The organism is Streptomyces pristinaespiralis, from assembly GCF_001278075.1.
GTDB lineage: Bacteria > Actinomycetota > Actinomycetes > Streptomycetales > Streptomycetaceae > Streptomyces > Streptomyces pristinaespiralis.
Genome location: NZ_CP011340.1, coordinates 6987900 through 7010759, shown reverse-complemented (window position 1 = coordinate 7010759; position 22860 = coordinate 6987900). Strand labels below are relative to the sequence as shown.

The 22860-nt window shown below is 70.8% G+C and carries 21 protein-coding genes; 3 read left to right on the top strand and 18 right to left on the bottom strand.

All coding sequences use genetic code 11. The features are described from left to right. Positions 1–138 precede the first annotated feature (138 nt). From SPRI_RS30065 to pgsA, 14 genes are all read right to left on the bottom strand, one after another. A complete protein-coding gene (locus SPRI_RS30065) occupies positions 139–681 on the bottom strand; it encodes an adenine phosphoribosyltransferase (protein WP_005319780.1) in 543 nt (180 codons plus the stop codon). Further along, a complete protein-coding gene (secF, locus tag SPRI_RS30060; RefSeq protein ID WP_005319778.1) occupies positions 681–1781 on the bottom strand; it encodes a protein translocase subunit SecF in 1101 nt (366 codons plus the stop codon). Before secF ends, SPRI_RS30065 begins: the two co-directional genes overlap by 1 nt. Before the next feature lies 1 nt (position 1782). After that, complete coding sequence (gene secD / locus SPRI_RS30055) at positions 1783–3558, bottom strand: protein translocase subunit SecD (protein WP_182327591.1); 1776 nt, start codon at positions 3556–3558, stop codon at positions 1783–1785. Between the two features lie 152 nt (positions 3559–3710). After that, positions 3711–4187, bottom strand: a complete 477-nt coding sequence (gene yajC / locus SPRI_RS30050; protein WP_037775253.1) for a preprotein translocase subunit YajC — start codon at positions 4185–4187, stop codon at positions 3711–3713. A gap of 162 nt (positions 4188–4349) precedes the next feature. Further along, positions 4350–5420, bottom strand: coding sequence for a Holliday junction branch migration DNA helicase RuvB (gene ruvB / locus SPRI_RS30045; protein ID WP_005319772.1), 1071 nt, complete (start codon positions 5418–5420; stop codon positions 4350–4352). A 63-nt stretch (positions 5421–5483) separates the two neighbouring features. Further along, positions 5484–6092: a Holliday junction branch migration protein RuvA gene (gene ruvA / locus SPRI_RS30040; protein WP_005319770.1), complete on the bottom strand. Its 609-nt coding sequence runs from the start codon at positions 6090–6092 to the stop codon at positions 5484–5486. Beyond that, a complete protein-coding gene (gene ruvC / locus SPRI_RS30035) occupies positions 6089–6631 on the bottom strand; it encodes a crossover junction endodeoxyribonuclease RuvC (protein ID WP_005319768.1) in 543 nt (180 codons plus the stop codon). The genes ruvA and ruvC overlap by 4 nt, the downstream gene beginning before the upstream one ends. Before the next feature lie 117 nt (positions 6632–6748). Next, on the bottom strand, positions 6749–7501 hold the full coding sequence (locus tag SPRI_RS30030) for a YebC/PmpR family DNA-binding transcriptional regulator (RefSeq protein WP_005319764.1): 753 nt from the start codon (positions 7499–7501) through the stop codon (positions 6749–6751). A 62-nt stretch (positions 7502–7563) separates the two neighbouring features. Beyond that, complete coding sequence (pdxT, locus tag SPRI_RS30025) at positions 7564–8154, bottom strand: pyridoxal 5'-phosphate synthase glutaminase subunit PdxT (RefSeq protein WP_037775251.1); 591 nt, start codon at positions 8152–8154, stop codon at positions 7564–7566. Continuing rightward, a complete protein-coding gene (gene pdxS, locus SPRI_RS30020; protein WP_005319758.1) occupies positions 8154–9071 on the bottom strand; it encodes a pyridoxal 5'-phosphate synthase lyase subunit PdxS in 918 nt (305 codons plus the stop codon). Before pdxS ends, pdxT begins: the two co-directional genes overlap by 1 nt. A gap of 104 nt (positions 9072–9175) precedes the next feature. Continuing rightward, complete coding sequence (locus tag SPRI_RS30015; protein ID WP_050791764.1) at positions 9176–9670, bottom strand: hypothetical protein; 495 nt, start codon at positions 9668–9670, stop codon at positions 9176–9178. Between the two features lie 702 nt (positions 9671–10372). Continuing rightward, positions 10373–11536, bottom strand: a complete 1164-nt coding sequence (locus tag SPRI_RS30010; protein WP_005319751.1) for a glycosyltransferase family 4 protein — start codon at positions 11534–11536, stop codon at positions 10373–10375. Beyond that, positions 11533–12429 carry a phosphatidylinositol mannoside acyltransferase gene (locus SPRI_RS30005; protein ID WP_037777079.1) on the bottom strand — a complete coding sequence of 299 codons (897 nt, stop codon included), beginning with the start codon at positions 12427–12429 and terminating at the stop codon, positions 11533–11535. Before SPRI_RS30005 ends, SPRI_RS30010 begins: the two co-directional genes overlap by 4 nt. After that, positions 12429–13094 (bottom strand): phosphatidylinositol phosphate synthase, encoded by a 666-nt coding sequence (pgsA, locus tag SPRI_RS30000; RefSeq protein ID WP_037775247.1) that lies wholly within the window; start codon positions 13092–13094, stop codon positions 12429–12431. Before pgsA ends, SPRI_RS30005 begins: the two co-directional genes overlap by 1 nt. Before the next feature lie 278 nt (positions 13095–13372). Between pgsA and SPRI_RS29995 the strand changes: the two genes are divergently transcribed. Then, on the top strand, positions 13373–15580 hold the full coding sequence (locus SPRI_RS29995) for an elongation factor G-like protein EF-G2 (protein ID WP_005319742.1): 2208 nt from the start codon (positions 13373–13375) through the stop codon (positions 15578–15580). A 200-nt stretch (positions 15581–15780) separates the two neighbouring features. Then, positions 15781–17436: a hypothetical protein gene (locus tag SPRI_RS29990; RefSeq protein WP_005319739.1), complete on the top strand. Its 1656-nt coding sequence runs from the start codon at positions 15781–15783 to the stop codon at positions 17434–17436. A gap of 3 nt (positions 17437–17439) precedes the next feature. Here the strand turns inward: SPRI_RS29990 and SPRI_RS29985 are convergent, their stop codons facing one another. From SPRI_RS29985 to SPRI_RS29970, 4 genes are all read right to left on the bottom strand, one after another. Then, positions 17440–18003 carry an HIT family protein gene (locus tag SPRI_RS29985; protein WP_005319735.1) on the bottom strand — a complete coding sequence of 188 codons (564 nt, stop codon included), beginning with the start codon at positions 18001–18003 and terminating at the stop codon, positions 17440–17442. 67 nt (positions 18004–18070) lie between these two features. Beyond that, entirely contained in the window at positions 18071–20044 is a 1974-nt protein-coding gene (gene thrS, locus SPRI_RS29980; protein ID WP_005319732.1) for a threonine--tRNA ligase, read from the bottom strand. Positions 20045–20137: 93 nt separating this feature from the next. Continuing rightward, entirely contained in the window at positions 20138–21382 is a 1245-nt protein-coding gene (locus tag SPRI_RS29975; protein WP_053557512.1) for a hypothetical protein, read from the bottom strand. Continuing rightward, positions 21382–21972 carry a DUF4365 domain-containing protein gene (locus SPRI_RS29970; protein ID WP_005319723.1) on the bottom strand — a complete coding sequence of 197 codons (591 nt, stop codon included), beginning with the start codon at positions 21970–21972 and terminating at the stop codon, positions 21382–21384. The genes SPRI_RS29975 and SPRI_RS29970 overlap by 1 nt, the downstream gene beginning before the upstream one ends. 121 nt (positions 21973–22093) lie before the next feature. Here SPRI_RS29970 and SPRI_RS29965 point away from each other — a divergent pair, with 121 nt between their 5' ends. After that, the gene (locus SPRI_RS29965) at positions 22094–22819 is read left to right on the top strand and encodes a 3'-5' exonuclease (RefSeq protein WP_005319721.1); all 726 of its coding nucleotides are present in this window, start codon (positions 22094–22096) and stop codon (positions 22817–22819) included. The last annotated feature ends 41 nt before the right edge of the window (positions 22820–22860 follow it).

Sequence of the window (22860 nt, the reverse complement as noted above, 5' to 3'; positions counted from 1 at the left end):
GTATCGACCTCGGCCGCCCGGATCGCGCGGGGAGGGGAGGCTGCTCACAACGCGAGACGGGCACCCGGTTGTTCCCGGGTGCCCGTCTCGGCGGTCGAGCGGCCTCAGCCGCGGGTGAAACCGCAGCTCACAGGCGCCTCAGATGGTGATCAAGGCCTCCAGCGGGGCACCGGCGAGGGCCGGCTCCAGCCGAGCCCGGCCGCCCAGGAATCCCAGCTCCATCAGGACCGCGACGCCCGCGACCTCGGCGCCGGCCCGGCGGATCAGCTCGAGGGACGCCTCCGCGGTGCCGCCGGTGGCGAGGACGTCGTCGATGACCATGACGCGGTCACCCGCGCTGAGGTCCTCGGCGTGCACCTCGATCTCTGCGGTGCCGTACTCCAGCTCGTACGCCTGGGAGAGCGTCGCCCCGGGGAGCTTGCCCGCCTTGCGGACGGGGATGAAGCCCATGCCGGCGCGGACGGCGACCGGCGCTGCCAGGATGAAGCCGCGCGCCTCCAGGCCCACGATCTTCGTCGCGCCGTGCCGGACGCAGAACTCGGTGAACGCCTCGGTCAGCGCCGTGAAGGCCACCGGGTCCGCGAGCAGGGGCGTGATGTCCTTGAACATCACCCCCGGCTTCGGGTAGTCGGCGACGTCACGGATGCGGCTGAGCAGGAGTTCCTGGGTGCTGAGCGTCATCAACGCCTGCCCGAGGGGCGGCCGCGGCCACGGCCGCGGGGTCCGACGACCGCACCGGCGGCCGCTGCGCCGTCGGGCACCGCGGCGTCCGACGCCTCGTCCTGCTGGTCCTCCCCGGCCTCGCCCCTGGCCTCGGCGGCCGCGCGCTTGGCGAGCACCCGCTTCTTCAGGGCCTTCATCTGCGGGTCGCGTTCCTTGAGGTCGGCGACGAGCGGAGTGGCGATGAAGATCGAGGAGTAGGCACCGGCCGCGAGGCCGACGAACAGCGACAGCGAGATGTCGTTGAGCATGCCGGCGCCGAGGAAGCCGCCGCCGATGAACAGCAGGCCGGCGACCGGCAGCAGCGCGACGACCGTGGTGTTGATGGAACGCACCAGGGTGCTGTTGATGCTGCGGTTGGCGATCTCGCTGTAGGTGAAGCGGGTCTGCTTGGTGATGTCCTTCTGGCCTTCCTTGAGGCTGTCGAAGACGACCACCGTGTCGTACAGCGAGTAACCGAGGATGGTCAGCAGACCGATGACCGTACCGACGGTGACCTCGAACCCGACGAGCGAGTAGATGCCGACCGTGATGGTGATGTCGTGGATCAGCGCGACCAGGGCCGCCACGGCCATCCGCCACTCGAAGGCGATGGCCAGGTAGACCACCACCAGGAGCATGAAGACGCCGAGGCCGGTCCAGGCCTTGTTGGCGATCTGCTCACCCCAGCTGGGGCCCACGAGGTCGGCGTTGATCTTGTCGGCCTCGATGTTCAGGGCCTTGGCGAGCTCCGCCTGGACGCGGTCGGCCTCGGCCGTGTCCACGCCGCTGATCTGGATGCGCAGACCGCCGGTGCCCAGCTCCTGGACGATCGGGATGTGGTCGGAGATCTCCTCGGCCACCTCGGTGGCCCGGGTGACGCCCACCTCCGACTTCGGGGTCGTGAAGACCGCTCCGCCCTTGAACTCGATGCCCATGTTGAGGCCCTGGACGGCGAGGGCGACGATCGCGGTGATCGTGATCAGGATGGAGACGCCGTACCAGACCTTGCGCTTGCCGACGAAGTCGTAACCGACCTCGCCCTGGTAGAGCCTGGCGCCGAGATTGCCGAGTCGCGACATCTCAGGCCTCCTTCGGGTCGGTCGTCGGGGCGGTGGTGCGGCGCGAGCGGCGCAGCGGCGGCTTGGCGCCGAGCCGCTTCGGGTCGAGTCCGGACCACGGGTGGCCGCTGGCGAAGAACTTCCGGCGGGCCAGGAGCGTCATCACCGGCTTGGTGAAGAAGAAGACCACGACCACGTCGAGCAGGGTGGTCAGACCCAGCGTGAACGCGAAGCCCTGGACCTTTCCGACGGTGACGACGAACAGCACCGCGGCGGCGAGGAACGACACGAAGTCGGAGACCAGGACGGTGCGACGGGCGCGCGGCCAGGCGCGCTCGACGGCGGGACGCAGGGTGCGTCCTTCCCTGATCTCGTCCCGGATGCGTTCGAAGTAGACGATGAACGAGTCGGCGGTGATACCGATGGCGACGATGGCGCCGCAGACCGCCGGCAGGTTCAGCGCGAAGCCGATGGCCGGGCCGAGCAGCGTCATGATCGTGTACGTGAGGATCGCGGAGACGCCGAGGCTCAGCAGAGCGATCAGCGACAGGCCGCGGTAGTAGACGACCAGGTAGATGACGACCAGGGCGAGGCCGATCGCACCGGCGATCAGACCGGCCTTGAGCTGTTCGCCACCGAGGGCGGCGGTGACGGTGGTGACGCTGTCCTCCTCGAAGGACAGCGGCAGCGCGCCGTAGGACAGGATGTTGCCCAGGTTCTGGGCGGACTCCTGGTCGAAGCTGCCGGTGATCTCGGCGCTGGCGCTCAGGGTCTGGTTGACCTGCGGGGCCGAGACCACTTCACCGTCGAGGACGATGGCGAACTGGTTCATCGGGGGCTGCTGCTGCGACAGCCGGCTGGTGATCTTCTGGAACTTCTTGGCACCGGCCTCGGTGAAGTCCATCGTGACGATCCACATGCCGCGCTGCTGGTCCAGCTGGCCCTTGGCGTCGTCGACGTCCTTACCGTTCACCTCGGCGGGGCCGAGGATGTACTTCTCCCACTGGCCGGCGCTGTTCTTGCCGCAGGCGACGCTCGGCTCGGTCGGCTTGACGTTGTCGCCGAGCTTGCCGCGGGCCTTGTCGTCGGTGCAGTCCAGGGCGGTGAACTGCTTCTCCAGCGCCGCGGTGGCCGGGTCGGCCGACGGCGTCGGCGCGGGGCTCTCGCCGGGCGCGGGGCTCTCGGACGCCTTGGGCGAGCCGGACGTCGAGGCCGACGGGCTGGGGCTGGCGGCCGGGGCCTTGAGGCCCTCGGTGACCGCGCGGCCCTGGGTGGTGGCACTGGGCGACGGCGTGCCGGACGGCGGGGTGGCCGTCTCCTTGTCCTTGTCGTCCTTGGGCGCACCGCTGGTCGAGGCGCTCGGCGAGGGCTCCGGGGCGGCCGGGCCGCCGGCGGCCACCGTCAGAACGGGCCGGAAGAACAGCTGGGCGGTGGTACCGACCTGCTCGCGGGCCTGCTCCGAGTTCGTGCCCTTGGGGATGTTCACAATGATGTGACTGTTGCCCTGGGTCTGAACCTCGGCCTCGGAGACGCCGAGCCCGTTGACACGGCGCTCGATGATGCCGACCGCGGTGTTCATGTTGGTCTCGTTGACCGCGTTCTCCTGGCCAGGCTGGTTCTTGGCCTCGAGCGTGATGGTCGTACCGCCCGCCAGATCGATGCCCAGACGCGGCGTGAGCTGACCGGCCCAGAACATCCCGCCCGTGAGCGCGACCATGGCGATCAGGATCAGAGCCAGGGCACGCCCCGGCTTGCCCTGAGCCCCCGCGGGCCTTCGGCCCCTGTTCGGTGCTGCCACCTTCTCGTTTCTCCCTGTCCAACCGCCCACGGCGCAGGGTGTGCGCCCGGGGCGGCCACGAAGTGTTGTGGGGGCCTGCCCCCGCGATCAGTCGGCACGCCCGGGGGACCGCACGGACGCCTGCCGGCGCCGCCGCGGTCCCCGAATCGTGACTACTTCGCGTCGGCCTCGCCGTCGGCCTTGCCGTTCTTCGGCTCGACGCCGTCCTTCTCGGCCTCGTCGCCCTCGGCCTTCTCGGTCTTCTTGCCGAGGTCGAGCTTGGCGTCGTCCGCGGGCGCGTCCGCGTCGTCGGCGCCGGTCAGCGAGGAGGCGTCGTCAGGAACGATCTCGGTGTCGGCCGAAGGGTCGTCGCCGTGGACGATGCGGTTGTACTCCTCGTCGGAGAGCACGGCACCGATCGCGTTCTTCGCGAACACCAGGTGGACGCCGGGAGCGGCCTCGAGGAGGACCGTGTCGTCGTTGACCTCCTTGACGGTGGCGTAGAGGCCACCGATGGTCCGCACGCCGGTTCCGGGCTGCATCTGGTCGCGCATGTTGGCGGCCGCCTGCTGCTTCTTCTTGGCGGAGCGGGTCATCAGGAACATGGCCCCGATGAGCACGATGAAGGGGAGGAGGGTCAAGATATCCACGGGGGAATTCCTTCGCATGACCGCGCTGAGTGAGCGGCCGATCTACGGGGGTGGGCACGCCGACCTGTACGGGCGGCATCGGCGGAGTCTAAGCGAGTCCGCATCGATGGAACAACGCCCAGCATCGCACCGTGGTTCCTGCGCGTGCGAGTCTCCTCGCCGTCACGTCCCGAACAGACCCTGTTGTCCGCTTGCGCCCTGCGCCTGCTGGGGCGGGGTCAGCCCGAGGTGCGCCCACGCCGCGGGTGTGGCCACCCGGCCACGGGGCGTACGGGCCAGCAGTCCCTCCCTCACGAGGAAGGGCTCCGCGACCTCCTCGACGGTCTCCCGCTCCTCCCCCACGGCCACCGCCAGCGTCGACAGGCCGACGGGCCCGCCGCCGAACAGCTTGAGCAGGGCCTGGAGCACGGCCCGGTCGAGGCGGTCCAGACCGCGGGTGTCGACCTCGTACACCTGCAGCGCGGCGGCGGCCACCTCGCGGTCGACCCGGCCGTCGGCCTCCACCTGGGCGTAGTCGCGGACCCGGCGCAGCAGACGGTTGGCGATACGGGGCGTGCCGCGGGAACGGCCGGCGATCTCCGCGGCGCCGTCGGGGTCGATCTCGACGTCGAGGAGCTGTGCGGACCGGTGGATGACGCGTTCGAGCTCGACCGGTTCGTAGAACTCCATGTGGGCGGTGAAGCCGAACCGGTCACGGAGCGGCGGCGGCAGCAGACCGGCCCTGGTGGTGGCGCCGACCAGGGTGAACGGCGGCAGCTCCAGCGGGATGGCGGTGGCGCCGGGCCCCTTGCCGACGATCACGTCGACCCGGAAGTCCTCCATCGCCATGTACAGCATCTCCTCGGCGGGCCGGGACATCCGGTGGATCTCGTCGAGGAAGAGGACCTCGCCCTCCTGGAGGGAGGAGAGGATGGCCGCCAGGTCGCCCGCGTGCTGGATGGCGGGGCCGGAGGTGATGCGGATCGGCGCGTTCATCTCCGACGCGATGATCATGGACAGGGTGGTCTTGCCGAGACCCGGCGCGCCCGAGAGAAGGACATGGTCGGCGGTGGCGCCACGCTGCCGGGCGGCGCGCAGGACGAGGTCCAGCTGCTGGCGGACCCGTTCCTGGCCGACGAACTCGTCGAGCGTCCTCGGCCGAAGGGCCGCCTCGACGGCACTGTCCTCGGTGTCGGCGGAGGGCGTGACCAGCCGGGCGTCCGCGGCGGTGGTGGTCTCGTCTTCCCAGTTCACGTGTGTCTGCCTTCTCAAGGGTGGTGGGTGGGGCGGGCAGGGGCACAGGCCCCCTCGGACGGGTCAGCGCGCCCGGCTCAGCGACTGGAGCGCCGCCCGCAGCAGCGGGCCCACCTCCGGGGCCGCGCCCATCGCCTCCGCCTGCGGGGCCACCGCGGCGACCGCCTCGTCGGCCTCCCTGGTGGCATAGCCGAGGCCGATCAGCGCGGCATGCAGCTGATCGCGCCACGACCGGCTGACCGGAGCGCCCACGGCGGGGCCGGTGCCGAGCGGCTCGCCCAGCCGGTCCTTCAGCTCGAGCAGCAGTTTCTGCGCGCCCTTCTTGCCGATGCCGGGCACGGCGGTGAGCGCCTTCTCGTCGCCGGTGGCGACGGCGAGCCGCAGCGCGTCGGGGCTGTGCACGGCGAGCATGGCCTGCGCCAGCCTCGGTCCGACGCCGCTCGCCGTCTGCAGCAGCTCGAAGACCTGGCGCTCGTCGTCGTCGGCGAAGCCGTACAGCGTGAGCGAGTCCTCACGGACGACGAGCGAGGTGGCGAGCTTCGCCTCCTGACCGATCCGCAGTCCGGAGAGGGTGTTCGGGGTGCACTGGACGGCCATTCCGATGCCGCCGACCTCGATCACCGCGGTGGTCGGTGCGAGCGCGGCGACGGGGCCGCTCACGAAGGCGATCATGCGGTACGTCCTTTCGATGCGTACGTCGTGCGGTGCGCGGCGACGGCTTGCTGGAGGCGGTTCTGCGCGGGGGCACGCCAGATGTGGCAGATGGCGAGGGCGAGGGCGTCCGCGGCGTCGGCCGGCTTCGGCGGGGCGTCGAGCCGCAGCAGCCGGGTCACCATCGCACCGACCTGCGCCTTGTCGGCCCGGCCGCTGCCGGTCACGGCTGCCTTGACCTCGCTGGGGGTGTGCAGGGCCACGGGGATGCCCCGCCGTGCCGCGCACAGCATGGCGACGGCGCTGGCCTGGGCGGTGCCCATCACCGTGCGCACATTGTGCTGGCTGAACACCCGCTCCACGGCGACGAATTCGGGCCGGTACTCGTCGAGCCAACGCTCGATGCCCTGCTCGACGGCGACGAGCCGGGCACCCAGCTCGGCGTCGGGCGGGGTCCGTACGACTCCGACCCCGCGCATCGTCAGCGGACGGCCGGCGACGCCCTCCACCACGCCCACGCCGCACCGGGTCAGCCCCGGGTCCACGCCCAGTACGCGCACGCGCCCCTCCCATCGTTCATCTGTTTGTGCAGGCTATCGGCTGCCACCGACAGAGCACGGACGGGCCGACGGGAGCGTGTCCCGTCGGCCCGTCCGTGTGTGCCGTTTGACTGTGCGTCAGGCGTCGACCTTCTCCATGACCTCGTCGGAGACGTCGAAGTTGGCGAAGACGTTCTGCACGTCGTCGCTGTCCTCGAGCGCGTCGATGAGCTTGAAGATCTTGCGCGCGCCCTCTTCGTCCAGCTCGACCTGCATGGTCGGGACGAAGTTGGCCTCCGCCGAGTCGTAGTCGATGCCGTTCTCCTGGAGGGCGGTGCGGACCGCGACCAGGTCGGTGGCCTCGCTGAGCACCTCGAACGACTCACCGAGGTCGTTGACCTCTTCCGCGCCGGCGTCGAGAACCGCTCCGAGGACGTCGTCCTCGGTCAGCTCGCCCTTGGGGACGATCACGACGCCCTTGCGGTTGAAGAGGTACGACACCGAGCCGGGGTCGGCCATGGAACCGCCGTTGCGGGTCATGGCGACACGGACGTCGGAGGCGGCACGGTTGCGGTTGTCGGTGAGGCACTCGATGAGCACCGCGACACCGTTCGGGCCGTAACCCTCGTACATGATCGTCTCGTAGTCGACGCCGCCGGCCTCGAGACCGCCGCCGCGCTTGACCGCGGAGTCGATGTTCTTGTTGGGCACGGAGCTCTTCTTGGCCTTCTGGATGGCGTCGAAGAGCGTCGGGTTGCCGTCGATGTCGGCGCCGCCGGTACGGGCCGCCACCTCGATGTTCTTGATCAGCTTCGCGAAGAGCTTGCCGCGCTTGGCATCGATCACGGCCTTCTTGTGCTTCGTCGTAGCCCATTTAGAGTGGCCGGACATCTGCCTGTCTCCTTCGCGTAACCCTTTACTGAACGAACCCCAGAGATCCTACCGGGATCCCGTCAGGCGTTATCGCGCACCATGTCCACGAAAAGCGCGTGCACCCGGTGGTCGCCCGTCAGTTCGGGATGGAAGGACGTCGCCAGCGCATTGCCCTGGCGTACGGCCACGATGTGTCCGTCGTGCTCCGCGAGCACCTCCACCTCCGCGCCGACCGACTCGACCCAGGGGGCGCGGATGAAGACGCCCTCGACCGGGTCGCCCTCCACACCCTTGATCGCGACGGCGGCCTCGAAGGACTCGTTCTGACGCCCGAAGGCGTTGCGGCGGACGATCATGTCGATGCCGCCGAACGTCTCCTGACCCGACCGCGGGTCGAGGATCTTGTCGGCGAGCATGATCAGGCCGGCGCAGGTGCCGTACACCGGCATGCCCGCCCGCAGCCGCTCGCGCAGCGGCTCCATCAGACCGAACAGCACGGCCAGCTTGGAGATGGTGGTGGACTCGCCGCCCGGGATCACCAGGGCGTCGATCTCCGCCAGCTCCTCGGGGCGCCGGACCGGCCTGGCCACGGCGTCCGCCGCGGCCAGGGCGATCAGGTGCTCCCGGACGTCGCCCTGGAGTGCCAGGACACCGATCACGGGCGTCGTCATCACCAGCCCCGGTTGGCGTAGCGCTCGGTCTCGGGCAGGGTGTCGCAGTTGATGCCGACCATGGCCTCGCCCAGGTTGCGGGAGGCGTCCGCGATGATCTTCGGGTCGTCGTAGAAGGTGGTGGCCTTCACGATGGCCGCCGCACGCTTGGCCGGGTCGCCCGACTTGAAGATGCCGGAGCCGACGAAGACGCCCTCGGCGCCGAGCTGGCGCATCAGCGCGGCGTCCGCGGGGGTGGCCACGCCACCGGCGGAGAACAGCACGACCGGCAGCTTGCCGAGCTCGGACACCTCCTTGACCAGCTCGTACGGGGCGCGGAGCTCCTTGGCGGCGGCGTACAGCTCGTTGTTGTCGAAGCCGCGCAGCTTGGCGATCTCGTTCTTGATCTGACGCAGGTGGCGGACGGCCTCGACGACGTTGCCCGTGCCGGCCTCGCCCTTCGAGCGGATCATGGCCGCGCCCTCGGCGATGCGGCGCAGGGCCTCACCGAGGTTGGTGGCGCCGCACACGAACGGCGTGGTGAACGCCCACTTGTCGCTGTGGTTGACCTCGTCGGCCGGGGTCAGCACCTCGGACTCGTCGATGTAGTCGACACCGAGCGACTGGAGGACCTGGGCCTCCACGAAGTGGCCGATGCGGGACTTGGCCATGACCGGGATGGAGACCGCGTCGATGATCTCCTCGATCATGTTCGGGTCGGACATCCGGGCCACGCCACCGTCCTTGCGGATGTCGGCGGGCACGCGCTCCAGGGCCATGACGGCGACGGCGCCGGCGTCCTCGGCGATCTTCGCCTGCTCGGCGTTGACCACGTCCATGATCACGCCGCCCTTGAGCTGCTCGGCCATGCCGCGCTTGACGCGAGAGGTGCCGATCGCCGAAGAGTCAGCGGTCTGCGGGAGGGGGCTGGTGGACACGGGGACCTCACTCGATGACGACGTTGCGATGCGTCACCGATGGAACATCCACCGACCAGTCCACTGCAAGGGCCAATGGAAAGCCGGTGGATCGTTTTCGCCGGTCAGGTGGGCCGGTCCGCGAGCGCCGAGGGCGGCTCGTCGTCCATTTCGAAGGCCAGCGGGAACGGGGCGTGGCCCGCGAGCCGGAACCAGCGGACCGTCCGGTGCCGTCGCAGCGCGCGCGCCGCACGCACGGAGTCGTTGTGGAAACGACGCGCCATCGGCACCCGGCGCACCGCCTGCGCGAGCTCCCCCGCGGCCTCCTCGCCGCCCGGCACCTGACGCACCGCCTCGACCTGCTCCTGCGCGCCGAACACGGCCCGCAGCGCGGCACTCAACTCGCTCTCCGCGACCTCACGGTGCTCCTCCTCGGCCTGACGGGCCTCGTGGGCGGCCTCGTAGAGCACGATCGACGCGGCGGGATCGAGCACGCCGGAGGTCGCGAGCTCCTGCGCCACGGAGGCGCGCCGCAGGAGTTGGGCATCGAGCGCGGCACGGGCGGCGTCGATCCGCGCGTGCAGCCGGTCGAGCCGCCCGGCGGTCCAGCTGAGGTACATGCCGATGGCGACGAGGGCCACGACGATCCAGATCAGGGTGCTCACGGGCGGCAAGGCTACCGGGCGGCCGGCGGGCCGCTGCGCCTCTCCCCACCCCGCCCCTTCCCGAGACCGGGGGCTCCGCACCCGAACCCCTCCCCGGAAGGGGAACGTTCCTGCGGGGCCGACGCCCCCCACGCCCCAGGAGCGGCGGCTCCGCGCCACGGTGCGCGTGCCGACCGGCTCCGTCGGGGCCGACGCCCCATGCCCCCGGTACGGCGGCTGCGCGCCGCACTCGCCCGTTGTGGGGCGACCCTTCAAGGCCGGCGTGCCCACCCAGGTGGGCAACCCCGAGTGAATCGGGTTCAGCTGGGGGCTGACGCCCCCACACCCCCGGAACGCAGCTCCGCGCTGCATGCCCCAGCGAGGAGCCGGAACACCGGCCACCGTCCGCCGGTCGCCGGTCGCCGAACACAGGAGGGCGGCCCGGCCGACAGAGGACCAGGGCGGTGCGGGGGCCACCGGCGGCGTGGGGCCGGACGAGACGGGCCACCTGCACCCCCATCGGCGCAGCCACGCCCCGCAGGAGCAACGCCCCGCGCCCGCCCGAGCCGTGCCCGACGACACCACGCCGCATGGGGCCACGCATACCTGACCGGGCCCCGCCCGGAAACGCCGCGCCCGACAGCGCAACGCCCCCGTGTACGCCCGGGCGCGCCCGGGTCAGTCGCGGGCGGCCAGGCCGAAGCGGGCCCGGAGGCCCGTGCGTTCGTCCGTCGCCACGGACGCCGCACCGTCCGTCACGGTCTCGTACACCGCGAGGATGTCCGCCCCGACCGTCGACCAGTCGAAACGCCGCACGTGCGCGCTGCCCCGTGCCCGCAGTTCCGCCCGCCGTTCCGGGTCACGAAGCAGCGCGACCGCCGCCGCCGCGAGCGCGTCCGCGTCCTCGTTGGCGAAGAGCTGGCCGGCGGCGCCCTGGTCCAGGACCTGCGCGAAGGCGTCGAGGTCGGCGGCGAGGACGGGCGCGCCCGCCGACATCGCCTCGACGAGGATGATCCCGAAGCTCTCGCCGCCGGTGTTGGGCGCCACGTACACGTCGACGCTGCGCAGCAGCCGCGCCTTGTCCTCGTCGCTGACCATGCCGAGGAACTCGACCCGGGAGCGCATGCCGGCCGGCAGCGTCGCGACGGCCTCTTCCTCGTCGCCGCGCCCGGCGACCAACAGCCGTGTGTCGGGGCACTGTTCCAGGATCGTGGGGAGTGCCTTCATCAGGACGGGCAGCCCCTTGCGGGGTTCGTCGATGCGGCCGATGAAGCCGATCGTGTTCCCCTGCCACTCCTTCTTCGGCTCGGCCTTCTCGAAGAAGCCGACGTCGACGCCGTTCGGGATGACGACGGCGTCGCCGCCGAGGTGCTCGACGAGCGTCCGCCGCGCGTACTCGCTGACGGCGATGCGCGCGCTGATCTTCTCCAGCGCCGGCTGGAGGATCGGATACGCGGCGATCATGGCGCGGGAGCGCGGGTTCGAGGTGTGGAACGTGGCCACGATGGGGCCCTGCGCCGCCCAGCACGAGAGCAGCCCCAGTGAGGGCGACGCGGGCTCGTGGATGTGGATGACGTCGAACGTGCCGTCGTGCAGCCATCGCCGTACCCGGGCCGCGGAGAGGAACCCGAAGTTCAGCCGCGCCACGGAGCCGTTGTACGGGACGGGCACGGCCCGTCCGGCCGAGACGACGTACGGCGGCAGCGGTGTCTCGTCGTCGGCGGGTGCGAGCACGGACACGTCGTGCCCGAGCCGGATCAGGTGCTCTGCGAGGTCACGGATGTGGAACTGCACACCGCCGGGTACGTCCCAGGAGTACGGGCAGACGATGCCGATCTTCACGCCCGGCGCTCCTCGAGGTCCGCGAGCCACAGCTTCTGCAACATGTGCCAGTCCTCCGGGTGTTCGGCGATGCCGGTGGCGTAGGCATCGGCCAGCGCCTGTGTCATGGAGGACGTCTTCTCGGCGCGCGTACCTGTCTCGGGTACCTCGACGGGAGCGTGGACCCGTCCGTGCATCTCGGGCTCCTCGCCGTACCAGAGCGTCACCGGCAGCAGCAGCGCCCCGGTCTGCTGTGCGAGCAGCGCCGGTCCGGCGGGCATGCGTGCCGTCTCGCCGAAGTACTTGACCTCGACCCCGGACGCGGACAGGTCGCGGTCGGCGACCAGGCACACGAGGCCGCCGGCGCGCAGCCGGCGCGCGAGGATGCCGAAGGCCGCGCCGCCGGAGTGCGGCAGCACCTCCATGCCGAGGCTCTCGCGGTAGGCGACGAACCGGTCGTACAGCGACTCGGGGCGCAGGCGTTCGGCGACCGTGGTGAAGGGCACCCCGAGGGTCCTGGTCACCCAGACTCCGGCGAGGTCCCAGTTGGCCAGGTGCGGCAGCGCCAGGATGACGCCCCGGCCGGAGGCGAGGCCGTCGGTCAGGTGGTGCACGTCGTGGATCGAGACGTTGCGTGCGACGCGTTCCCTGCTCCAGGTGGGCAGGCGGAAGGATTCCATCCAGTAGCGCATGTACGAGCGCATGCCGGCCTTGGACAGCTCCGTGAGCCGCTCGGGGGTGGCGTCGGGCACGACCCGCGCGAGGTTGGCCTCGAGTCGCAGCACGCCCTTGCCACGCCGCTTCCACGCGGTGTCCGCGATGGTGCGGCCGAGGCGGGCGGCCATCGGCTCCGGCATCTTCTTGACGGCGCTCCAGCCGAGCCCGTACAGGGCGTCCGTCAGCCTGTCCCGCATCATGACGCCTCCGCCCCGCTGCCCTGCGCCGCCGCGGCGTCGGCCTCGGCCGACTCGCGCCGCACGGTCACGACCCGCTGCCCGAGCGTCACCAGGCTCCCCACCGCGACGATCCACAGCGCGATCGGCAGCAGGATGTCGATGCCGGGGACGCCGAAGCCGTGCAGGCCCGCGAGGCCCGCGGCGACCAGCGAGATCACCAGCCGCTCCGCGCGCTCCACGAGCCCGTTGACGGCCACGGGGAGGCCGATCGATTCTCCGCGAGCCTTGGTGTACGACACCACCTGGCCGCTGGCCAGGCAGAAGATGGCCACCGCGCACAGCACGTTGTCGTCGCCGCGCCCGGCGTACCAGAGCGCGAAGCCGCCGAAGATCGCCCCGTCGGCGACCCGGTCCAGCGTCGAGTCGAGGAAGGCGCCCCACCGGCTCGAAATCCCCGCCTGGCGTGCCATGTTGCCGTCGACCAGGTCGGAGAAGACGAACAGGGTGATGACGATCGTGCCCCAGAAGAATTCACCACGGGGGAAGAAGACCAGCGCTCCCGCCATCACTCCGGCCGTGCCGATGAGAGTCACCGCGTCGGGGCTGACCCCGCGGCGGAGCAGAAACGCGGCGAACGGTGTGAGGACACGCGTGAAGAATGCACGCGCGTACTTGTTCAGCATGGCCTTCCCGAGGGTTCGGTGGGCCGCGTGGCCCCTACGGCCACCGGCTGGCCCATCGTAGCCACGACCGTCCGGGCGCAGCGCCGCGCACCCGTCCCCGGAGGCGGCGTCCGACGTATGGACGCACAGTGACGGGAGTGGAAAGCTCGAAAGACCACCGCGGGCAACGCCGGAGCTGCCCCGGACGCCCTTCGGGACGCCTTCATGGCTCCCCCGCCGCCCGCGGCTTCCTTCCCTCGCCGTGCAATCGAGCCGTGAATCGATCGGGAGGCAAGATCATGGGCGACAAGGCGCACGCACACCACCCCGGGGCCGCCGGCAGAGCAGTAACGGCCGACCGCCCCGCATCCGTACGGAATGTGGTGCTGGTCGGCCACAGCGGATCAGGCAAGACGACCCTGGTGGAAGCGCTGGCGCTGACCGCGGGAGCGGTCAACCGCGCCGGCCGGGTCGAGGACGGTACGACCGTCGCCGACCACGACGAGATCGAACACCGCCAGCAACGCTCCGTACAGCTCTCGCTCGTCCCCCTCGAATGGGGCGGGTGCAAGATCAACCTGTTGGACACCCCCGGATACGCCGACTTCGTCGGCGAGCTGCGGGCCGGTCTGCGGGCCGCGGACGCGGCCCTCTTCGTCGTCTCCGCGGCGCAGGAGGCGGAGGCCGTGGCCGGCGCGACCCGCATGGTCTGGGAGGAGTGCGCCGCGGTCGGCATGCCACGCGCGATCGTCGTGACGCACCTGGAGACCGCGCGGACCGGCTTCGACGAGCTCACCGCCGTCTGCGCCGGCCTCTTCGGCGGCGACGACCCCGACGCCGTACTGCCGCTGTACCTGCCGCAGTACGGACCCCAGCACGCGGACGGGCACGCGCCCGTCACCGGCCTGGTCGGCCTGCTCACGCAGAAGATCTTCGACTACTCGTCCGGGGAGCGGAAGGAGAACCCGCCGGACGAGGAGCAGACACCGCTGATCGAGGAGGCCCGTGGCCGCCTGATCGAAGGGATCATCGCCGAGAGCGAGGACGAGACCCTCATGGACCGCTATCTCGGCGGTGAGGAGATCGACCTCAAGACGCTCATCGACGACCTGGAGAAGGCCGTGGCACGCGGCACCTTCCACCCCGTCCTCGCCGCCGCTCCCGCCGTGAACGGCGCCAAGCACGGCCTCGGGACCGTCGAACTGCTCGACCTGATCACCGGCGGCTTCCCCACGCCCCTCGAACCGGAACCGCCGACGGTCACCACCCCCGACGGCGCACCGGGGCCGCGGATCACCTGCGATCCGAACGGTCCGCTCGTCGCCGAGGTCGTCAAGACCGCATCCGACCCCTACGTGGGGCGGATATCGCTCGTCCGCGTCTTCTCCGGCACGCTGCGGCCCGACGACACGGTCCATGTGTCGGGGCACGGGCTCGCCGACCGCGGCCACGAGGACCACGACGTGGACGAACGCGTCGGCGCCCTGTCCGCCCCCTTCGGCAAACAGCAGCGCCCCCTCCCCCACGCCATCGCCGGGGACATGGCCTGCGTCGCGAAACTGTCCCGCGCGGAGACCGGAGACACGCTCTCCGCCAAGGACCGGCCGCTTCTCATGGAGCCGTGGGCGATGCCCGACCCGCTGCTCCCGCTGGCCATCTCGGCCCACAGCAAGGCGGACGAGGACAAACTCTCGCAAGGGCTCTCACGCCTCGTCGCGGAGGACCCGACGATGCGGCTCGAGCAGAACCAGGACACCCACCAGGTCGTCCTGTGGTGCCTCGGTGAGGCGCACGCCGACGTCGCCCTCGAACGGCTCCGCAACCGCTACGGCGTGCAGGTCGACGTCGTCCCGTACAAGGTGTCGCTCCGGGAGACGTTCAACGACAGCTCCGCGGGCCGCGGCCGCCACGTCAAGCAGTCCGGCGGACACGGCCAGTACGCGATCTGCGAGATCGACGTCGACCCGCTGCCCCCGGGCTCGGGGATCGAGTTCGTCGACAAGGTCGTCGGCGGCGCGGTGCCACGCCAGTTCATCCCCTCGGTCGAGAAGGGCGTACGCGCCCAGGCGGCCCGCGGTGTCGCCGCCGGCTATCCCCTGGTCGACGTGCGGATCACCCTGCGCGACGGCAAGGCACACTCCGTCGACTCCTCCGACGCCGCCTTCCAGACGGCCGGAGCCCTCGCCCTGCGCGAGGCCGCCGCGGACACCCGCATCAACCTGCTCGAACCGGTCGCGGAACTGCAGGTCCTCGTCTCCGACGAATACGTCGGACCGGTCATGAGCGACCTGTCCGGCCGCCGCGGCAGAGTCATCGGCACGGAACAGACCGCCGGTTCCCGCACCCTCGTACGGGCCGAGGTGCCGGAACTCGAGATCGGGAGATACGCCGTGGACCTCCGCTCCATCTCCCACGGCACCGGCCGGTTCAGCCGCCGCTACGCCCGGCACGAACCGATGCCCCAGCAGGTCGCCGACAAGGTACGCGGAGCGTCGAACGGCGGCTGACGCCACGCCGCTTCGCCCCACCGCCCGCCCACGGCCGGCCTCGGCCGCCGGGCGGGCGGACGGCCGAACGCCCCCTTAACCGAGGGCCGCAGCCTCGATAGGCTGACCGCACCGACTGGGCTGCCCAGCTCAGAAGGTGTGCGGGGCACGGTAGTTGGGAACAGGCCGCAGTGCACGAGCACGCGGCGATGGGGGCGGTAGTGGCCAACGACGTATTCGATTTCACTCCCGGGGCACAGGTCCCGCTCATGGGGGCGGCCGGACAGACCGCGGCGACGCACGCCCTCGCATCGGCCGCCTACCGGGACTCGGAGCTCAAGGAGATCCTCAAAGCCAACAGCGAGTGGCACAAGTCAGAGGTGAAGCCGGGAAGGATCTCGCTCTTCGAACCCAACCTCGGTGAGGCCTTCTCACGCGCCGTTCAGGTCAGGATGCTCGGCGGCGCCCGCAAGGCCCTCATCCAGTCCTTCGGCACCGAACCCCAGTCCGTCGTCGAACACTGCCTCGCCGCCAACCGCCTGCGCCGCGAACGCGACAGCAGACTCACCGCCGTGATGGCCGTGTGCGGACTGCTCTTCCTGCCCGGCCTCCTTCTGTGGCTGGGTGTCTTCCAGCTCCGCCGCACCCTCGCAGGCTCCCAGAACAGGGGCGCCGGCGCCCTCGGCAGCCTGCTCCTGGCGGCGATCGGCATCCTCGCCGTGATCTTCCTCGTCCGGCTCCCCTTCGGGGGCTTCTGGGCGTACTACATCCGCGCGATGCTCGTCGCGCCGATCCTCGGCTGGTACCTCGCCAAACGCATCTGCGAATCCTCCGCCCAGGACATGCGCGCCCGCTGGGACGCCCTCCTCTCCGGCGGCGGCATCGGCGCCAAGGTGCCCGAAGCCGTACCGGGGAACCCTGGCGACGCCGCCCGCGAGCAGCTCCGCCAAGGGCTGGAGAAGCTCACCGCGGAGCAGCAGTCCAACGTCGTCTTCTACGCCGGTCCCAAGGGGATACTCGGCATGGGGACCCGCTGGGGCAGCTGGCAGATGGCGGAGGAGCTCGTCTCCCAGGACCCGGCCAAGGAGATCAACCAGTTCCGCAGCTGGGACGTCATACGGGCCATCCACGACAAGCTGAAGCTCCTGGAACGCGGTCCGCTGAACTCGGGCGGCTTCCCGCCCCCGTCGGTCAAGCACTGGATCGTCTCGCCCGTCGGCGAGAACGCCGGCGCCGTCGCCCGGCCGGAGGGCCAGGAGGTCGAGACCTTCCAGATCAAGGGCCACGAGATACAGCGCATCTGCAACCACCAGCAGTTCGGCAGCGGCAACCGCCACTATCTGGGCGTGCAGTTCACCCTCTGGGACGGCCAGCTGGTGATCACCATGATGATCACCGTCACCGTGCTCCACGAGACCCTGCGCGTCGAGGTCACCGGCCACGCACTCGGCCCCGTGCACTCCCTGTTCACCACGAAGCCGGAGCCCAAGACGGTCACGGTCAGCAAGACCGTCCGCTTCTGGGAGACCGTCGACCGGGTCCTGCCCCTGGTGGACGCCAAGGAGGTCGTCCGCCTCGCCGTCCGGGCCCCCTTCACCTGGTACCCGCCGCTGCTCGACTACCTCGGCGGGAAGCTGGTGCTCCCGGAGCCCTTCGGCCTGCGGCACGCCTGGGCGGAGAAGCCGTGGCGCCACCGGTTCATGGCCGACGACGCGATGCGCGCTGCCGCGCCCGTGCTGCGGGTGGCACACACCGCCGCGCTGAAGGTCCTCGAGGACAACGGCGTCGACACCTCGAAGTTCGGCAACCGCGCCACCGTCGTCAGCGGCTTCGTCCAGGACCCGACGCCCGGCAAGGCGGACGTCTACGACGCGTGAGCGTCAGCCCTTCGGCCAGTGCTCGGCGAGCATCCTGCGGGTGTCGCCGAGCAGCTGGGGCAGCACCTTGGTGTTGCCGATGACGGGCATGAAATTGGTGTCGCCGCCCCAGCGGGGCACGATGTGCTGGTGCAGATGGGCGGCGATACCGGCGCCCGCCGCCGAGCCCTGGTTCAGGCCGATGTTGAACCCGTGGGCGCCGGACGCCGCGCGCAGCGCGGTCATCGCCTGCTTCGTCAGCTTGGCGAGCTCGGCGGTTTCGGCGTCGTCCAGCTCCGTGTAGTCGGCGACATGACGGAACGGGACCACCATCAGGTGCCCGCCGTTGTACGGGTAGAGGTTGAGCACGGCGTACACCCGCTCACCACGGGCGATGACCAGGCCGTCCTCGTCGCTCTTGGACGGGATCGAGCAGAACGGGCAGCCGTCCCCCGAGCCGGGGCCCGTGGGCTTGTCCTGGCCCTGGATGTACGCCATCCGGTGGGGCGTCCACAGTCGCTGGAACGCGTCAGGCGTCCCGACTCCGATCTGCTGCTCCGGCTGCTCTGTCGTCATGCGGGCCAGCATATTCGGCGCTGCTCGCGGCATGCGGCGAGGGGCGGCCCCGGAAAGGGACCGCCCCTCGCTGTCGCACTCAGACCTGGACCCGGCGCTCCACCACGTCGGCGATCTTCGCCAGGGCGTCCTCGCGCGGGATGCCGTTCTCCTGCGAGCCGTCGCGGTAGCGGAAGGAGACCGTGCCGGCGTTCATGTCGTCGTCACCGACGATGATCATGAACGGGACCTTCAGCTTCTGCTGGTTGCGGATCTTCTTCTGCATCCGGTCGGAGGAGGAGTCCACCTCGACCCGCAGGCCCTTCTTCTTCGCATCCGCCGCGAAGTCCTGCAGGTACTCGACGTGCGCGTCGCCGATCGGGATGCCGACCGCCTGCACCGGGGCCAGCCACGGCGGCATCGCGCCCGCGTAGTGCTCCAGCAGCACGGCGAAGAACCGCTCGATCGAACCGAACAGCGCGCGGTGGATCATCACCGGGCGGTGCTTGGTGCCGTCGGGGCCGGTGTACTCCAGGTCGAAGCGCTCCGGCAGGTTGAAGTCGAGCTGCACCGTCGACATCTGCCAGGTCCGGCCGATGGCGTCCTTGGCCTGGACGGAGATCTTCGGCCCGTAGAACGCGGCGCCGCCCGGGTCCGGGACCAGCGGGAGGCCCTGCTTCTCCGCCACCTGCCGCAGCGTCTCCGTGGCCTCCTCCCAGACCTCGTCAGAGCCGACGAACTTCTCCGGGTCCTTGGTGGACAGCTCCAGGTAGAAGTCGGTCAGACCGTAGTCGCGCAGCAGGTTCAGCACGAAGGTCAGCGTCGAGTCGAGCTCGTCCGCCATCTGCTCCTTGGTGCAGTAGATGTGCGCGTCGTCCTGGGTGAAACCTCGGGCACGGGTGAGGCCGTGCACGACGCCCGATTTCTCGTACCGGTACACGGTCCCGAACTCGAAGAGACGCAGCGGCAGTTCACGGTACGAACGCCCGCGCGCGTCGAAGATCAGGTTGTGCATCGGGCAGTTCATGGGCTTGAGGTAGTAGTCCACGCCCTCGTCGAGCTGCATGGGCGGGTACATGCCGTCGGCGTACCAGTCCAGGTGGCCCGAGGTCTCGAAGAGCTTCCCCTTGGTGGCATGGGGGGTGTAGACGAACTCGTAGCCCTCCTCCTCGTGCCGCTTGCGGCTGTAGTCCTCCATGACCCGGCGGATGATGCCGCCCTTGGGGTGGAAGACGGCGAGGCCGGAGCCGATCTGCTCGGGGATGGAGAAGAGGTCGAGCTCGCTGCCCAGCTTGCGGTGGTCGCGCTTCTCCGCCTCCGCGAGGAACTCGAGGTGCGCCTTGAGCTCTTCCTTCGACGGCCAGGCGGTGCCGTAGATGCGCTGGAGCATCGGGTTCTTCTCGCTGCCGCGCCAGTACGCGGCGGCGTTGCGCATCAGCTTGAACGCCGGGATGTTCCGGGTGGTCGGCAGGTGCGGACCGCGGCATAGGTCCTTCCAGCACAGCTCGCCGGTCTTGGCGTCCAGGTTGTCGTAGATGGTCAGCTCGCCCGCGCCGACCTCCACGTCCGCGCCGTCGTCCGAGGACGCGGAGCCCTTGAGGCCGATGAGCTCCAGCTTGTACGGCTCGTCCGCGAGCTCCTCGCGTGCCGCCTCGTCGGTGACGACGCGGCGCGAGAAGCGCTGGCCGCGCTTCTGGATCTCCTGCATCTTCTTCTCGATGGCCTTGAGGTCATCGGGGTGGAAGGGCTTCTCGACGTCGAAGTCGTAGTAGAAGCCGTCCTTGACCGGCGGGCCGATGCCGAGCTTCGCCTCGGGGAAGAGCTCCTGCACGGCCTGGGCCATGACGTGCGCGGTGGAGTGGCGCAGGATGTTGAGGCCGTCCTCGGAGGAGATCTCGACGGGCTCGACCTCCTCGCCGTCCTTCGGCTCGTAGCTGAGGTCCTTCAGCTCGCCGCCCACACGGGCGGCGACGACGGTGCGCTCGGGGAAGAGGTCGGCGGCCGTAGTGCCCGTCGTCACCACGCGCTCTTCCCGCTCGGAATCGCGTTGGATGATCACACGGACGTCTGACACCGGTCTCTCCTGACTGAAGGCGGGCGCGTACCCGATACGAAGTGCGTACGCATCTCGAATCGTACCGAGCCGGAGGGACCGCTCGCGAAACGGTTACGGCGGCGGCCCCCCGCCCTCCTGCTCGCCCGCCTCGTCGAAGAAGTCGGGAATCTCCTGGAGCGACTTCATCAGCCGGTCGCGCTCCGCCTCGTCGACCGGCACGGGCGCCACCCCGGACGCGTCGGTCAGCCGGCGGAAACCGCCCCGGCTCTCCAGCCGTCCCGCCACCCGGATCGGCAGTCCCACCAGGTGGGCCTGGCCGGCCGTCCGGTAGGCGTCCTCGTCGAGCGCCACGCGTACGTGCGGGACGTCGGCGCCCGCGAGCACCCGCAGTCGCACGGTGCCTGCGCCACGCGGTCCCGAGCGCCGCATGCGCACCACCGTGCCGGTGATCCGTACCGGCACGGACGGCTCGTCCTGGAGGTAGCGGGCGCCGGCCTCGCGCAGCACGGGCAGGTCTCCGGGTGAGAACTCGACCGGTTCCATGCGCGCTGCGCAGCCCTGCGGAACCCCTGCGGCCGGTGACCATTCGACGGCGACGCGGGCCCCTTCCGAGCCGCGGACGAGCGCGATGACCGCCTCGGTGAGTTCGCGGCTCACCCCGGCCCTGACCGCCGCGTCGAACGCCTCTGTGCCGCCCGTCGCCCGCTGGTAGTCGATGGCCTCCCTGGTGGCCTGCACGGCGTGGCAGAGCCGAACGGCCAGTGCCCGCCCGGATTCGACGGGTACGAAGGCGGTCAGGGAACGGCCGCCCGGCGCCGGTCCGACGAGGACCCCGCCGAGCAGCGCCTGCGCCTGCCTGCGGTGGCGCCCGCCGTAGTAGCCGGCGCGTTCGCGGGCGGCGAGCGCGCCGGCGAGCAGCATCTGCCGGGCGGCCGAGCGGAGCTGTTCCTGCACGGTCCACGAGGCGGTGCCCGAGGGGCCGCCGGCGGGTGTGTCGCGCCACCAGCGGATCTCGTCGCTGGGGACCGTGAGTCCGACGAGGACGTCCTTGGCGGAGGGCGCGGCGCTGCGGACGAGAGCGGTGATGGCCTCGCCGAGCAGGTCCTCGCAGTCGGGGAAGGCCTTGCTCTCCGGCACGAGCAGGCTGGTGCCGCCGGTCAGGGGCCCCGGTGGGGTCCAGCGGGTGTAGCGGCCCGCGGCGCCGCCGCGGCGCCGCCAGCCGTGCCGGTCCAGCAGTGCGCCGAGGACGACGGGGTCGACCTCCGCCGGGTCCGGTTCGACCGCGCCGCGCCACGGGCCCGGGGGCTCCGCGGCGCTCGGGTGCGGACGCACATGGTCGTCGAAGGGCCGGTGCATCAGGGTCTCCCTCCCGCCCCGACGCGCGTCATGATCTCGCAGAGCGCCCGGTCGTCGAAGATCCGCGAGGTCGGGATGCGCACGGTGGTCCGGTGCCTGCCGGTCACTGCTTGGCCGGCCAGGTTGGTCCAGTAGCAGCAGTGCCTCAGGTCGAGCCGGTCGTGACTGGCCCGCAGCCATTCGTCCTGGGTCCTCGGGACGAGCATCACGACCAGGATCTTGTGCACCGAGACGGGGGTGCGGGCCAGCTTCACCAGGTGATCGTTGTCGAGGGTGAAGGAGAACGCGGGCCCCGGCGGGTGCGGTGGGATCTGGTAGGTGCACTTGAGCTGCACCTTGATGGTCACTTCGTCGTCGACCGTGTGGCCGGCCGAGCTGTGGCTGAGGTGCCAGTCGATCCCGTTGTCCGGGAACGGCTGGGAGAGCGAGCACCCCGCCGCGGCCGCGACGGCGTGCAGATAACCCACCTGGAGCGTCTCCATGCAGGCGGTGGTGGCGAGTGCTCCGCGCAGCGGGGGCGTCCGCTGGGGCTGGGGGCGCCTCCCGCTTGCGGGGGACAGCCCTCCCGGCTCGGGCTGGGCGAGCGCCATGTCGATTTCCTTCCCCGTCACCTGTGTTGTCACCGGCCTGCGTACGGTGCAAACAGCCCGGGTATCACCGATTCGGGCAGGGGTTGTCGCCATCTGCCGGGTACGTGCGAGGAGTTCGCGGATGACGCACTGGTATGACGGCCCGCTGGCCGCATTTGACACAGAGACAACCGGAGTGGACGTCGAGGAGGACCGCATCGTGTCCGCGGCGGTCGTGGTCCAGGATTCGCCCGGCGGGCGGCCGAGGATCACGCGCTGGCTGGTGAATCCCGGGGTGCCCGTGCCGCCGGGCGCCATCGAGGTGCACGGTCTGACCGACGACCACCTTCAGCGCAACGGCCGTTGGCCCGCGCCGGTGATGGAGGAGATAGCCAGGTCACTGGCCGAGCAGTGCGCGGCGGGCCGGCCGCTGGTGGTGATGAACGCGCCGTTCGACCTCACCCTGCTGGACCGGGAGTTGAGGCGGCATCGGGCGTCGTCGCTGAGCCGCTACCTGGACCGTTCGCCGCTGTGCGTGCTGGATCCGCGGGTGCTGGACAAGCATCTGGACCGCTACCGCAAGGGGCGGCGCACGCTCACGGACCTGTGCGCGCAGTACGAGGTGGTGCTCGACGGGGCGCACGACGCGGCGGCCGACGCGCTGGCGGCGCTGGAGGTCGTACGGGCGGTGGGGCGGCGCTTCAACGCCCGTCTGGAGCGGCTGTCGCCCGCGGAACTGCACACGCTCCAGGCGGTGTGGCACGCGGCTCAGGCACGCGGGCTCCAGGCGTGGTTCGCCCGCAGCGGTACGCCGGAGACGGTCGATCCCGCGTGGCCGCTGCGGCCGGGACTCGCTGCCGCGGCCTGACGGTGGAACAAGTGAGGCCGGTCCGTCGACGACGGACCGGC

Coding starts and splice junctions, on each gene's coding strand:
- SPRI_RS30065 (WP_005319780.1), bottom strand. CDS start 681: ATGACGCTCAGCACCCAGGAACTCCTGCTCAGCCGCATCCGTGACGTC.
- secF (WP_005319778.1), bottom strand. CDS start 1,781: ATGTCGCGACTCGGCAATCTCGGCGCCAGGCTCTACCAGGGCGAGGTC.
- ruvA (WP_005319770.1), bottom strand. CDS start 6,092: ATGATCGCCTTCGTGAGCGGCCCCGTCGCCGCGCTCGCACCGACCACC.
- SPRI_RS30030 (WP_005319764.1), bottom strand. CDS start 7,501: ATGTCCGGCCACTCTAAATGGGCTACGACGAAGCACAAGAAGGCCGTG.
- pdxT (WP_037775251.1), bottom strand. CDS start 8,154: ATGACGACGCCCGTGATCGGTGTCCTGGCACTCCAGGGCGACGTCCGG.
- SPRI_RS30015 (WP_050791764.1), bottom strand. CDS start 9,670: ATGTACCTCAGCTGGACCGCCGGGCGGCTCGACCGGCTGCACGCGCGG.
- SPRI_RS30005 (WP_037777079.1), bottom strand. CDS start 12,429: ATGCGGGACAGGCTGACGGACGCCCTGTACGGGCTCGGCTGGAGCGCC.
- pgsA (WP_037775247.1), bottom strand. CDS start 13,094: ATGCTGAACAAGTACGCGCGTGCATTCTTCACGCGTGTCCTCACACCG.
- SPRI_RS29995 (WP_005319742.1), top strand. CDS start 13,373: ATGGGCGACAAGGCGCACGCACACCACCCCGGGGCCGCCGGCAGAGCA.
- SPRI_RS29985 (WP_005319735.1), bottom strand. CDS start 18,003: ATGCTGGCCCGCATGACGACAGAGCAGCCGGAGCAGCAGATCGGAGTC.
- SPRI_RS29975 (WP_053557512.1), bottom strand. CDS start 21,382: ATGCACCGGCCCTTCGACGACCATGTGCGTCCGCACCCGAGCGCCGCG.
- SPRI_RS29970 (WP_005319723.1), bottom strand. CDS start 21,972: ATGGCGCTCGCCCAGCCCGAGCCGGGAGGGCTGTCCCCCGCAAGCGGG.
- SPRI_RS29965 (WP_005319721.1), top strand. CDS start 22,094: ATGACGCACTGGTATGACGGCCCGCTGGCCGCATTTGACACAGAGACA.